The sequence below is a fragment of the Mycobacterium bulgaricum genome (assembly GCF_041287165.2).
In the GTDB taxonomy this organism is placed as follows: Bacteria; Actinomycetota; Actinomycetes; order Mycobacteriales; family Mycobacteriaceae; genus Mycobacterium; species Mycobacterium bulgaricum.
This window is the reverse complement of record NZ_JBGGKV020000001.1, coordinates 183,959-197,442: the sequence shown is the minus strand read 5'-3', so window position 1 is coordinate 197,442 and position 13,484 is coordinate 183,959. Positions and strand designations below refer to the sequence as shown.

The 13,484-nt window shown below is 66.7% G+C and carries 10 protein-coding genes; 5 read left to right on the top strand and 5 right to left on the bottom strand.

Features of this window, described 5'->3' with window-relative positions; translation table 11 throughout:
• Positions 1-116 precede the first annotated feature (116 nt).
• Both ACAG24_RS00935 and ACAG24_RS00930 read right to left on the bottom strand, forming a co-directional pair.
• The gene (locus tag ACAG24_RS00935) at positions 117-830 is read right to left on the bottom strand and encodes a cysteine hydrolase family protein (RefSeq protein ID WP_370470825.1); all 714 of its coding nucleotides are present in this window, start codon (positions 828-830) and stop codon (positions 117-119) included.
• Positions 827-2,206 (bottom strand): uracil-xanthine permease family protein, encoded by a 1,380-nt coding sequence (locus ACAG24_RS00930; RefSeq protein ID WP_370470824.1) that lies wholly within the window; start codon positions 2,204-2,206, stop codon positions 827-829. The genes ACAG24_RS00935 and ACAG24_RS00930 overlap by 4 nt, the downstream gene beginning before the upstream one ends.
• A 417-nt stretch (positions 2,207-2,623) precedes the next feature.
• On the opposite strand from ACAG24_RS00930, the gene ACAG24_RS00925 reads away from it, so the two are divergent.
• From ACAG24_RS00925 to malQ, 3 genes are read left to right on the top strand one after another with little or no spacing between them, the layout of a single operon-like run.
• The gene (locus ACAG24_RS00925) at positions 2,624-3,046 is read left to right on the top strand and encodes a pyridoxamine 5'-phosphate oxidase family protein (protein WP_370470823.1); all 423 of its coding nucleotides are present in this window, start codon (positions 2,624-2,626) and stop codon (positions 3,044-3,046) included.
• Complete coding sequence (locus tag ACAG24_RS00920) at positions 3,043-4,254, top strand: oxygenase MpaB family protein (protein ID WP_370470822.1); 1,212 nt, start codon at positions 3,043-3,045, stop codon at positions 4,252-4,254. Before ACAG24_RS00925 ends, ACAG24_RS00920 begins: the two co-directional genes overlap by 4 nt.
• Before the next feature lie 22 nt (positions 4,255-4,276).
• A complete protein-coding gene (malQ, locus tag ACAG24_RS00915) occupies positions 4,277-6,283 on the top strand; it encodes a 4-alpha-glucanotransferase (RefSeq protein WP_370470821.1) in 2,007 nt (668 codons plus the stop codon).
• Positions 6,284-6,341: 58 nt separating this feature from the next.
• Here malQ and ACAG24_RS00910 read toward each other — a convergent pair whose 3' ends face one another.
• Positions 6,342-7,589, bottom strand: a complete 1,248-nt coding sequence (locus ACAG24_RS00910) for an ammonium transporter (protein WP_370470820.1) — start codon at positions 7,587-7,589, stop codon at positions 6,342-6,344.
• Between the two features lie 136 nt (positions 7,590-7,725).
• Positions 7,726-8,517, bottom strand: coding sequence for a cyclase family protein (locus tag ACAG24_RS00905; protein ID WP_370471743.1), 792 nt, complete (start codon positions 8,515-8,517; stop codon positions 7,726-7,728).
• Positions 8,518-8,589: 72 nt separating this feature from the next.
• Between ACAG24_RS00905 and ACAG24_RS00900 the strand changes: the two genes are divergently transcribed.
• The gene (locus ACAG24_RS00900) at positions 8,590-9,774 is read left to right on the top strand and encodes an FAD-dependent monooxygenase (RefSeq protein ID WP_370470819.1); all 1,185 of its coding nucleotides are present in this window, start codon (positions 8,590-8,592) and stop codon (positions 9,772-9,774) included.
• Positions 9,775-9,913: 139 nt separating this feature from the next.
• Here ACAG24_RS00900 and ACAG24_RS00895 read toward each other — a convergent pair whose 3' ends face one another.
• A complete protein-coding gene (locus ACAG24_RS00895) occupies positions 9,914-10,582 on the bottom strand; it encodes a TetR/AcrR family transcriptional regulator (protein WP_370470818.1) in 669 nt (222 codons plus the stop codon).
• Positions 10,583-10,762: 180 nt separating this feature from the next.
• Between ACAG24_RS00895 and ACAG24_RS00890 the strand changes: the two genes are divergently transcribed.
• The gene (locus tag ACAG24_RS00890) at positions 10,763-13,480 is read left to right on the top strand and encodes a hypothetical protein (protein WP_370470817.1); all 2,718 of its coding nucleotides are present in this window, start codon (positions 10,763-10,765) and stop codon (positions 13,478-13,480) included.
• Positions 13,481-13,484 lie beyond the last annotated feature (4 nt).

Sequence of the window (13,484 nt, the reverse complement as noted above, 5' to 3'; positions counted from 1 at the left end):
GTTGCGCTGATCAGGGCGTCGAGGGGAACGCTCGGCTGGTCGCTGCCACAACCGTCAGGCCCGGGGGGCAGCAGACGACCGAACGGCGCTGCGGCGCCGGCTGATTGGGCCCGCCGCTACCGCTGATCGCCGCTCTCGCGCGCCATCACGGTGTCCCAGCTGCGCAGCACGGTATCCGAGGTCGCGACCAGACCGAGGTGCAGCGAGATCATCGACAGCGCGGCCGCTTCGAGCGCTTCGTCGGTCCCGCGCACCAGATCCTGTGGCACCGTCACCCGGTAGCCGAGATTCGAGGCGTCGAACGCAGTGTTGAGCACGCAGCAGTCGGCCATGATGCCGTCGAGTACGACCGCCGTGATGTTCATCTGGCGCAGCAGGAAGTCGAGGTCGGTCGGATAGAAGGCGGAGAGGCGCTTCTTGCCGGTCACGATCTCGTCGGCAGGGTCGACCTCGGTGACGAACCTCGTCCACCGACTGCCCTGCAGGGCGTGCCTGTCGGCGCCCACAATGGGTCCCACGTGACGCGGGAAGGTGACCCGCCAGGCGCTGCTGCTCGCTCCATGGATGTCGTCGGCTCCCGACGGCCGCAGTTCGGAACGCACGTGGATGATCGGTACCCCGCGTTCTCGTGCGGCGCAATGAAACTGGTCGATCGCCGTCACGATCTCCCTGCCTCGCGGCGCCGGGCAGGGGCAGTCCGGGCTGTCCGAAAGATGGCCCTCGTGCATGTCGATCGAGACGATCGCGGTTCTTCGTGGATCCAGCCACGCCGAAAAGTCACCGGCCGGGTCGAGTGGGTGCTCGGTCCCGTGGACGAGGTGGCTGCTCATAAGCGGGCCGTTTCGGTCGTCACGGCGACGCGGGATTCCAGTCGCGGTCTGATGATGAAGTTGACGATGATGTTGAGGCTGATCAACAGAATGATCCCCAGCATCATCGGAGTGTTGATCAATCCGGCGATCTGCGGAGGCAATGCGGCGAGGATGTCGTCCGGGATCCACTGGGTCCCAAGGGAGACGATGAACGAGGTGGCGGCCACCGCGACGTTGAGGTCGTCCCAGCGCACCTTCTGAAGCATCTGGATGCCGCTGATCGCGATGATGCCGAACAGGATGGTCGACGCGGCGGAGAGCACCGCACCGGACAATCCCGCGATGAACATGCTGATCTGGGGCAGAAAAGCGAGGGCGAACGCGAAGATGCCCGCGGCCATCGTCACGAATCTGCTGCCGATGCGCGTGATGCGAATGATGCCGACGTTCTCGGGATACGACGTGGTCCCGATCCCGCCGAACGCCGCGCCCACGGTGGAACCCAGGAATTCGGTGAAGAGCCCCCGGTTGATGCGGTTCACCGAAAGTTTCTCGCCGCCCCAACCCGCGACCAGTGTGTACATGCCCATGGCCTCCGCGCCGGCCTGGAAGAAGGCGAGCAACATCAGGATCACCACCGGCCATGCGACCCCGAAGCCGAACGGGAACAGGCTCGGCACGCCGAGGATGGACGCGTCCCCGATGTCGGGGGGCGACCAGACGCCGATCGCCAGTGCCAGTATCGAACCCACGGCGATGCCGACCACGATCGCCGCACGCTTGAAAAGGGTGCTGCCACCGAAGATCATGCACGCGAGAATGACGACGACCACGGCGAGACCGACCCAGAAGCTGGACCATCCGTACGAGTCGGTGCCCGGGGTCCCGAACCAGCCGGGCAGACCGATGCTCGCCAGCTGGGCACCGATGATGACGAACAGCGTTCCGAACACGATCGGGTCGGCGGCGAACCTGCGGATGTGCCCGAAGAGGCCCAAGTTCCCGACGGGAATCGACAGTGCCATGAAGATGAGGCCCGCCACGACCATCGATCCGAAGGCGGTTCCCAGGTCGTAGCTGGCGGCCGCGGCCAGGATCGCGACGAAGAACGCCGCGGTGGGACCCTGCACGATCGGCAGCCGCACGATCCGGCTCGACTGCAGGATCGTCACGAGCCCGGTCAGCAGGAAACATGCCTGCACGATGTGGCTGACGTCGTTGCGACTCAGATCCAACGTCGCACCGATCAGGACGGGAAAAATCCAGATCCCGGTCAGGGCGAGCAGATGCTGAAGACCGAACAGGCCGGTCTTGGGCAGCGATACGCGGTCTTGGATCCCGACGTCGAGCACCGCATCACCATCGGCATCACCATCGGCAGTGACTTCAGACACACAATAATATGTACTGCTGGACTGAACTCGCTGTCAACCGCTCGGGCGCGGAAAAACCGCATGTACCCGTTCATTTAGCACAGTTAACAGGCACGTTACGACGGCCGGGAGGTTCCGGCAGCGAGGGCCGCCTTGTTCGATGGGATTCAAATCCGCCGCGCCACCCCGTGGCCGGTTTCCGTCTCGGGCCGGGCGGGTAACGAGGAGGAGACGCACCGTTACAGATCGCGGTGCAAACGTCACGACCGCGACAGGAAGGCCTGCGATGACCACTCCCGAGCCCGGCAACGAGACCGACGAAGTGCTGACGACCCCGGCGACGCCCGGCGCCGAAGCCCTGCCCAGCGAAGCCGACGAGGGCGACTCGCAGACGTAACCGGGAGTTGGGCCGCGCCACGTCTCCGGTTCAATGGAACCGTGGCTGCCGGACTGACCCCTGACGACCTGGAATTCCTCCGAAGTCCGCTCTACGGGTTCTTTACCGTGGCAGCGGGGTCGGCACCGCCTCAGCCCCGCCCGGTGTGGTTCGAGGTCACCGTGGAGGGGACGGTGCAGCTGTTCACGGACCCCGGCGCCGCCAAAGTGCGCCGTCTGGCCAAGGATTCGCGCGCATCGCTCGTCGTCGCCGCGCCGGTGGGTGAACGTGAGCGTTGGGTGTCGGTCGCGGGACACACGACGGTCGAACCCGATGGCGCGCATGAGCTTCTGCAGCGGCTCGCCGAGCGGTACTGGGACCTCGACGACCCGGTCCGATCCCGAGAACTGGCCGAGATGCTGGAGCAGAACTGGGTGCGCATCGTGATTCATCCCGAGAAGGTCGCGCGGTACGCGATGGTATGACAGTTCCCATGGGACCGACGGCGTTCAGATACCCGCAGGCAGCGCGCCGGCGGATGCGCCGCCTGTACCCGTCCGACGCCGTCGCGCAAGCCTTCATCGACGGGCTCAGCGAGGGCGATCCGGTCGCGGAGCAATTTGTGGCTGAGACCTATCACGGCGAGGTCGGCGCCAAGAGGGCGCGCGACCTCGTCGAGGAGGCACAGCGCGTCGGTATCGACAACGTGCCCGACGCCCCCGAGTCGATGCGTGCGCTTTTCGCGGAGTTCGAGCAGCTCCCGGACTGGGTCGACCCCGAGCTCGTCGAGGAAGGTGCCGCGGTGTGGCGGCGCTGGGCCTATGCGCTCGGCGCTCTCGGCAACGCAGGCACCAACGACACCTACACCGAGGGCTGGCTCGCCGTGCCGCTGTCGCTGTCCGGGGGATATGCCGGTCAGCGCGCGCTGCACCGTTATCTGGAGACCTCCCGCTGGTGGATCGAGGTCTGCAGACCGGGCGCGATCCTGACCCCAGGATCGTTGGGGCGCAACATCTCTCTGCATGTGCGGATCATGCACGTCAGCGTGCGGGCGCGGGTGAAGCAGCATCCCGAATGGGACGCCCGGCGGTGGGGTCTGCCGATCAGCCAGTCCGCGATGCTGCTGACCCTTCTCGGTGGAAGCGTGGCGCCGGCGTTCGGGCTGTTCCTTCTCGGTCATCTCACGTCGCCGAGGGAGATGCGGGCGGTTCTGCACTTCAACCGGTACTGCGGCCACCTCGTCGGCGTCCGATGCGACGGTTACTTCCCGGAGACCGTCGCCGACGCGTGGCGCATCCTGCTCATGGCCGACGCCGCGCGCAGCTACGACAGCGCCGACAGCGGATCCGAACTCGTCGAGTCCTTCGTTCCGGCGTTCGAGCCGGGCCCCCACCTGCGCGGCGTCGCGCGTCTGCGTGCCACCTACCACTACCGCGTGCAGGCGGGCTACCTCGGCCTGTACATGCTGCCGTGGAACAGACGCCGGTACCGGTTACCGTCGGCGGTACCGGGAATTCTGTTGCTGCTCTTGCGTTCTCCGTTCATCGCCGGCCTGGAGATCCTGCGGCGGGTCTCACCGGGTTTCGACAGCCGCTGGCAGGCCTTCAACGTCCGGCGCTGGGAGAGCTGGCTGGAGTGGCAGTCGGCGGGCAAGGCCGCGGCTTTCGAGGCCGCGACCCCGTTGCGGCGCTGAGAGTCGGGTTAAGGAACCCCGCGTGGGGTACAGACGCGCGGTGACGACGGCAATCCCGAAACCTGCACCCGAGGACCTGCGCCGGCTGGCCGCGGCGCACGGGGTGGCCACCTCGTACCGCAACGAACGGCGCGAGCCGGTCGAGGTGGACGCCGATGTGGTCATCCGCGTACTGGAACTGATGGACGTCGACGCCGGCAGTGAGAACAGCCGCCGGGCAGAGTTGATGCGGCTCGACGAACGCGAACGGGCCGGCGTGCTGCCTGCGACGATCTCGATGCGCGTCGGCGGCGACCCGCGACGGGTGCCCGGCGCCGAATCGCTGGTCGCGGAGGACGGTTCCGAAATCCCGGTCGACGGCGAACTGCCCAGCGACCTGCCGCCAGGTTGGTACCGGCTGCACACCCGCGACGGCCAGCAGGCCACCGTCGTGGCAGCGCCACCCCAGGTCCCCGCCGCGCCGCCGACGTGGGGGTGGATGCTGCAGCTCTACGCACTCCGATCCGCCCGCTCCTGGGGCATCGGTGACCTCGGAGATCTGCGCGAGTTCATCGAATGGACGGCGGCCGAACATGGTGCGGGTGCCGTCCTGCTCAACCCACTGCACGCGCCTGGGCCGACCCATCCGGTGCAGCCGTCGCCCTATACCCCGTCGAGCCGGCGGTTCGCCAATCCGCTGGCGCTGCGCATCGAGGACACCGACGCCTATCGCCGCGCCGACGCGGACGTCCGTGCCGAGGTGGACGCGCTGCGTGTCTCCGCAGCGACCCCCCGGATCGACCACGACCTCGTGTGGGTCGCCAAACGCGATGCGCTGGAACTGCTTTGGCGTGCCGAGAGCCGACCCAACCCGCTCGACGGATCGTCGGCGTCCGCAGGGCTGCGGGACTGGGCCACCTATTGCGCGCTGGCCGAGCGCCACGGCGGCCGGTGGAGCCGCTGGCCGGAGGAGCTGCGGGATGTCAACGGATCGGCCGTGGCGTCGGCACGCCAGGATTTGGCGTCGAGGGTGGCGTTCCACGCCTGGGTGCAGCGGTGCTGTGCCGAGCAGCTGACAGCGGTGCGGGATCTGGCGCGGGACGCAGGCATGGGACTGGGCATCCTGCACGACCTCGCCGTGGGTGTGGACGCCGACGGCGCCGACGCGTGGGCCCTGGCGGACGTGCTCGCCGCCGGCGTCAGCGTCGGGGCGCCGCCGGACAACTTCACTCCCCGCGGCCAGGACTGGGGCCTGCCGCCGTGGCGGCCCGACCGGCTGGCCGCCACCGGCTACGGCGCCTTCCGGGACATGCTGCGTGCCGTCCTCGCCCATGCGGACGGTCTGCGGATCGATCATGTCGCCGGGCTGTGGCGGCTCTGGTGGATTCCGCCCGGCGACGGCCCGGACCGCGGCACCTACGTGCACTACGACGCGGAGACGATGCTGGCCGTACTCGCGTTGGAGGCGCACCGGGCGCACGCGACCGTGGTCGGCGAGGACCTGGGCACCGTCGAACCGGAGGTCACTCAGGCCCTGGCCGACAACGGCATGCTGGGGTGCGCGGTGTCCTGGTTCACCCGCGACCAGTCCGTCGAGGACGAACCGCTTCTGCCGCCGGCGAACTGGCCGGCGCGCGCGGCCGCAAGCCTGTCGACGCACGACCTGCCGACCGCGGCCGGCTTCTTCCGCGGTGAACACGTCAGGGTGCGTGCCGATCTCGGCCTCCTCGACGACGTCGACGGCGAACAGGCCAACGCCGACAGGGAGCGGGCCGAATGGCTGGCCATGCTGCGGTCTGAAGGGTTTCTGGATGCCGAATCGGAGCCAGACGAATCGGCGATCGTCCTGGCGATGCACCGATTCCTGGCGTCGACGGCGAGCCGGCTGAAGCTGATCTCAGCCTACGACGTCATCGCCGAGCCGAGGCAGCCGAATCTGCCTGGCACAGTGGACGAATACCCGAACTGGCGGCTGCCCCTCCCCCTCACCTTGGAGGAACTTCGCCTCGATCCGAGGGTCGCGGCGATCACTTCCGTCTTTCGCGACTGAGCCTTTCGCGACTGAGGCTTTCAAGACTGACGCTCGGCGCCGCGTACGCCCGAACGGGCTACTTCGCCGTGTGGCCGTGGACGCCTTCTGCGTAGGCGGTCTCCGCGTGCTGGGAGAAGTCGACCCCCGAGGTCTCCTCCTCGGGGGTGATCCGGAAGCCGATGACGCGATCGATCAGCTTGGCGAGGACGAAGGACACGGCGAACGCGTAGGCCGCGACGACCACCACCGCCAGGGCCTGCTTGCCGAGCTGGGCGACACCGCCGCCGTAGAGCAGACCTTCGGGGCCGCCGGTCATCACGTCGGTGGCGAGCAGGCCGATCAAGAGGGTGCCGACCACGCCGCCGACGAAGTGCACACCGACCACGTCGAGCGAATCGTCGTAGCCGAAGCGGAATTTCAGACCGATCGCGAAGGAACACACGATGCCCGCGACCAGACCCACCACGACCGCGCCCAGCGTGTCGACGGTCCCGCAGGACGGCGTGATCGCGACCAGGCCGGCTACCACGCCGGAGGCCGCACCGAACGTCGTGGGCTTGCCGTCGCGGACCTGCTCCACCGTGAGCCAGCCCAGCATGCCGAGGCAGCCGGCGACGAGGGTGTTGAGGAAGATCGCCGCCGCGGTTCCGTTGGCGGCCAGGGCCGATCCGGCGTTGAACCCGAACCAGCCGAACCACAGCAGCCCGACACCGAGCAGGACGAACGGCAGGTTGTGCGGGCGCATCGCCTCCTTCTTGAAGCCGATGCGCGGACCGAGAACCAGCGCCAGTGCCAGAGCAGAAGCGCCGGAGACGATTTCGACGACCAGTCCGCCGGCGTAGTCGAGCACCCCGAGTTCGAAGAGCCATCCGCTCGGTGACCACACCCAGTGCGCCACCACCGCGTACACGGCGACTGCCCACAGCGGCACGAAGACAGCCCATGCGACGAACTTGGCGCGGTCGGCGATGGCGCCGCTGATCAGCGCGGCGGTGATGATGGCGAAGCTGAGCTGGAACGTGGCGAACAACAGCTCGGGGACCTGACCGCGTACCGCGTCGGGTCCGATGCCGCTCATGCCGATGTGCGACAACCCACCGATGAGGCCGCCCGCACCGTCCCCGGTGAACGCCAGGCTGTATCCGACCAGCAGCCAGGACACCGTCACCAGCGGGATGGCGATGAAGCTCATCATGATCATGTTGAGCACACCGGTGGTGCGGACCATGCCGCCATAGAAGATCGCGAGCCCCGGCGTCATCAGAAGAACGAGGGCTGTGCTGGTCAGTAGCCACGCGGTCGCGGCGGGATCGATCTCACTCAATGTCCGGCTCCTTCGACGGTCCCGGACGAGGATGTCGGGTCCGCGTTTCGGCTACGCGGCGATTGTGTTTCCGGAATGTTTCACAGAATCGATCGGGCTCGCCGGCATGCTCACCCGGGCGGTGGGGACAGCGGAGTCAGTCGGCGTCGACGATCGCGACAGCCCTGGTCCATCCCGCCGAGGCGGCGTGAACCTTCACGGGGAAACAGGACACCTCAAAACCCGTCGGAGGCAACAGCTCCAGGTTGTGCAGCTTCTCGATGTGGCAGTACCCGATGTCGCGTCCCGCCTTGTGGCCTTCCCAGATGATCGACGGGTCGTGATCGGCGGCGTAACGCTGCGCGGTGAAGGTAAACGGCGCATCCCAGCTCCAGGCGTCGGTCCCGGTGAGCCGCACGCCCTGCTCGAGCAGGTACAACGTCGCGTCGCGCCCGATGCCACAGCCGCGCTGCACGTAATCGTCGTGGCCGTAGCGTGTTCCGGCGCTCGTGTTGACCACGACGATCTCCAGCGGGGCCAGCGTGTGGCCGATGCGCCTCAGCTCGGTGTCGATGTCGTCCGGTGTGACGACGTAGCCGTCGTCGAAGTGCCGGAAGTCGAGTTTCACGCCGGGTTGCAGGCACCACTCCAGCGGCACCTCGTCGATCGTGATCGCGCGTTCACCGTTCTCGCGGCTGGTCCGGTTCATCGTCGACGCGAAGTGATACGGCGCGTCGAGATGGGTGCCACTGTGCGTGGTCATCGACACTCGCTCGATCGCCCACCCCTCCCCGTCGGGCAGGTCGTCCCTCGTAGCGCCCGGAAAGAAGGCCAGCACGTCGTCGACGGTGTCGCGGTGGGTGAAGTACTCGATCTCCGGGCGGTATCCGGGAGGATCGGAGGCGATACCGCTGCGCAGCGGCACGGAGATGTCGATCAGGGTGCGCATGGTGGCCAGGATGTCACGCACTCGTCACACCGGTCCGGTTTCACGCGAGCCGGGGTGGGGCAACACCCGGCCATGCCCCGACATGCGGTCATCTCGGGTGCCGGCATCGCCGGACCGGCACTCGCTCATCAGCTCACCGCACGGGGGTGGAGCACCACCGTCATCGAGCGCTATCCCCGTCGTCGCGACGAGGGCCAGAACGTCGACGTGCGCGGCGCCGCCCGCGAGGTGGTCCGGCGGATGGGTATCGACGGAGATGTCCGCGCAGCCAACACCGGGGAGATCGGCACCCGTTTCGTCAAGGACAACGGCTCCCCCGCGGCATCCTTCCCCGTCGGCCGAGGCGGAAAAGACGGTCCCACAGCCGAACTGGAGATCCTGCGCGGCGAGCTGTCCCGCATCCTCATCGAGAACACCGGCGACACCGACTATCGCTTCGGTAGACAGATCGCCGATATCAGCGACGCCGGGGACCGCGTACAGGTGGCGCTGGCCGACGGCGATTGCCTCGACGCCGATCTGTTGGTGATCGCCGAGGGTCTGCATTCCCGGTCGCGTCGCTTCGTTACGCCCGTCGACGTGACCGATCTCGGCATGTACTTCGCCTATGCGACCCTCCCCCGCGTCGACAGCGACGACCGGTGGTGGAACTGGCAGCACGTGACCGAATCTCGTGCGGTTCACCTGCGGCCGGACAACCTCGGCACCACCCGGGCCATCCTGACGTTCATCTCCGACGTCCGCGGCTTCGAGGAACTCGACCGAGTCGGTCAGATGACCATCCTGCGCCGCACCTTCGCCGACGTCGGTGGCGCCGCGCCCCGTGTGCTCGCCGCACTGGAAGCTGGTGCGCCCATGTACTTTTCGGTTGCCGGTCAGGTACACAGTCCCACCTGGAGCAAAGGCAGAGTCGCACTGCTGGGTGACGCCGCGTTCTGCAATGCGACCTTCGGCGGTGCCGGAACCAGCCTGGCGCTCATCGGCGCCTACATCCTGGCCGGCGAACTCGCGGACGGCGCCGAGGTCACCGATGCACTGCACCGCTACGAACGTGCCATGAAGCCGTTCACCGACTCGGCGCCGACGGTGCGCGCCGGCGCGCTGCGGCTCGCCAATCCCCGCACCCGCAACGGTATTCGGGCACTTCGGACCGCGGCAGCCCTGGCTGCCAGCCCCGTCGGCAGGGCTGTCGGCGCGCTCGCGGGAAACGGGCTGGGGCGAATTGCGAGCCCTCCCACGCCGCTACCGAATTACTGAAGGACGCTCACACCGCAACGTGTTGTGGCATCGACCTTCACTGGGAAGCAGGACACCCGGGCGCGGGAAACTGGTCGAGTTGTGCAATTTCTCGATGGGGTACGACGGATCGGCACACTTCAGCTCGCGTTCGCCCCCATCATGCCTCGGCCAGAAAGTCCTTCCAGCGCCCCGGGGCGGGTTCCGGTCGTTTCCGCTCGATTGCGTCACCGTTTTGTTGGGCGTCATTGCGGCGTCGTGGTTGGCGCAGCCCGAGAATGCGACGGCCGATCTCGGAGAGTTGCTCGATCAGCAGCCCTTCGTCGATGTCGACTGGTGCACCCGTGGCCGCACCAGCGAGTCCAGTGAGGACGGCGGTGGCCTTGACGATTCCCGCGGTCTCGGAGTCGAGCTGCGTGAGCAGCGTCAGCTGACGTGCGATCAGATCGCCCCACTCGGATTGTGATCGCAGGACACGGTGAACACTCGGATCGAAGACCATGACTGCGGCCACCGAACGATTCATTGCGACGACGGCGGCAAACCCCCGCACCATGGCATCCATCTGGGTGCGCGGCGTGGGTTGATCTTCGGCAGTGTCGACGACACGACGGATCTGGCGCAGCAGGGGCTCCATCATCGCGATAAGTAGCTGGTCGCGGGTGCGGAAGTGGTAGTAGATCGCCGCTTTGGTGAATCCGAGTTCGTCGGCGATCATCTGCAGCGAGGTACCGGCATATCCGTGTCGGCTGATCAGCACTCTGGCGACATCGAGCAGCCTCTGCCTGGTGTCGATCTGGTCGGCGCCGTCGGTTCCTGCAGCAGTCACACCTTCACCCCTCATCAGCGTCCGGCAACGCACTGGACAGTCGGCAGGTTTTCAGTTTACTGATCGACAAGTTCGACCTTGACATCCGGCAATCTGCCACTTTACGTTCAGCAAGCCATCACTTTACGATCGACAGGCGGCGGCGCGCCGGGCGGTCACATCGAGTCGACGAGGATTCACATGAGCACACAGACTTCCTATGCCAGCACCTACGGCCGCTATATCGGTCGGGTGGGCGCATTGGCCGCGGCTTTGGGAATCGGGGTGGTGGTCGCTACCTCGCCTGGTCTGGCCACAGCAGACGCGACCGGCGCGTCCTCGGAATCGTCCTCGACGAGTTCGGCGCACTCAACGTCGAGTAAAGCGTCGTCCGGTGAGTCATCGGGTACGGAAGCCGCCACATCATCCACCGCGACTGCCGGTGCCGGTTCGACGACGGCCGACGAGACGTCGGAGCCGACCTCTTCGACCACCGAGGTGGCAGCGGAGGACACCACGGACGAACTGCCGGAAGGCGCAGACGGTGAATCCGCCGAGGACGCCAACGGTGTTGAGAATGAAGCAGACTCGGGTGATTCCGAGGATTCCGAGAGTGCGACCGAACCCGTCGAGGTCAGTACGCCGCCGGTGACTTCGGCACCAGAGCCCGCGCAGGTCGGATCGACGCCGGGCGGGTCGAATTCGGACTCGGCAGATGCCGGCGATGCCGAGACGTTGTCGCCGGACTTGCCGGTGACGCCGGTGGCGAGCTCCCAGCCGTCGGCGGAGATCGCCGCGTCGAGCGCCGCGCCGAGCAAGAAAACGCTGTTCGCTCGCACCGGCCATGACACGTCCACTGCCGCGCCGGCCGCCGTCGCCGTCAGTGCAGTCGAGCCCGCGGCCCAGGCCGCCGCTCCCGTTCCCGGTGTCATCGGGTTCTTCAATCAGGTCGTCACTAACCTGCTCAACCCGTTCCTGGCACCGGCGCCGAATACGCAGGAGCCTTTCACCCCGATCGCGTGGGCGGTGCTCGGCTGGGTGCGACGCAACCTGTTCAACCAGGCGCCGACAATCAACTACAACCCGACCACGACGGTGCAGACCGGTCAGACCGTCACCGGAACCATCGGCGCCACCGATCCCGAGGGAGACGCCCTGACCTACACCGTCACCAAGGCGCCTCGGCACGGCACCCTGACCATCGATCAGGCCACCGGTGAGTTCACCTACACCCCCGACGACATCAACTACACCGCCGTGCAAACCGACACATTCACGGTGTCGGTCACCGATCACAAGTTCAACCTGCTGACCTTGTTCAGCCGGCACGGCGACAAGGCCAAACTCGACGTCAACGTGCTCAACCCCACCGTCGAGCGCGTCATCCTGGACCTACCCGACGGCTACACCGATCCAGATACACCGCGCTTTGCCTCCGACGGCGAGTCGCTGTACTTCTCCGTCACACCGCCTGGCGGCACTCGGCAGGAGGTCCATCAGATCGACCTCGACGGCACCAACCTACGGTGCATCACCTGTGGCCTCTCCCCGCACCTCACGTCTGACCTGGGGAGAGTGGTGCCCGCTCCGGACGGTCGGATCATGATCCAGCACGATGCCAGCCCGAACTCTTATGTCGTCTACGAACCCGCCACCAACGAACTGGTCCCTGTCATCACACCGCCGGCAGCGGCGCGCGTCCTGGACCCGCAACGCGAGATGCGGATTTCGCCCGACGGAAAGTACGTGGTATTCAGCCAGGTCCAGTTCGGCCGGACCGGCAACTTCACAGCCGTGCCGGTGGTGGGCAGGCTCGTCCGTACCACGAATGCAGAGACCGGGGCACCCGAGTACCACATCGAGGATGCGCGAGTGGTTTTCCCTGTCGGCGAGGCCAAGCAGTGGACCCCCGACGGCAAAGGCGTGATCATCACCGGCGGGCAGTACGAGATGGGCAACGTCGACGACATCGTGGTCGACCTGGCGACCGGAGAGGTGACCCGGCTTACGTCCAGCCTCGACTACGACGAGGACATCGACATGTCGCCCAACCTCGAGTGGATCGCCGTCGGCAGTACCCGCACGTATGACGCGCTGACGCCGATGACGAGGATCGTGCGTCCGGCGTTCCTGCCGGCATACATCCAAGGTGCGCTCTACGAGGCCTACGCGGGCACGCCTTCCACGAATGTCTCCAACCAGGAATGGCTGGTCGCCATCGAGGATGAACTGAAGGGCGAGAACGGGATTCCGCTGTTCGTCGACGACGACCCCAGCACTCCCGAGGACGAGGGTGACAACTACAACGCCCGAAGCATGGCCAGCTGGAACGCCGACGGGACCGCGGTCGCGTTCTGGGAGGCCCAGTCCGCGCCGCTCGGCACCCCCGACCCGAACGTGTCACGACTCGTCATCGCCAACCTGAAATACACGACGAGCGTCGGGACGGTCCAGGGTGATCTGGTGACGCCACATCCGAATTGGGCACCGAAACTGAGCGAGTCTGTTCCCACCACGGTGGCACTGCCCCCGGTTGGATCCTATGCCGGCGCAAAGGGCGGCACCGCGACGATCACCGAGGTCGCGGATCCGACAAATCCAGCCGCGACGCTGCGCACAGTCACCTACGACAATTACGTCAACGAGGACGGAATGGTCCTGAACGGATCGGAATCCACCAGCACCACAGCCAGCCAGAACACCATTCGCTACGTCGGCGACATCACGGTCACAGGAAGCCACACCGGCTACCTGCGCGGTGACGTCACCATCAACAAGCTCACACGATCGATCACCCCGACGGTCGCGGGGGACAACACCCCCAACGACCCCGGTTCGATGATCAGGTCGAGCCTCGACGGCGATCTGCTGGTGCTCTTGGACCCGGACAGGATCGCCGAGACTCGGGCCAATGCGTAGTTGA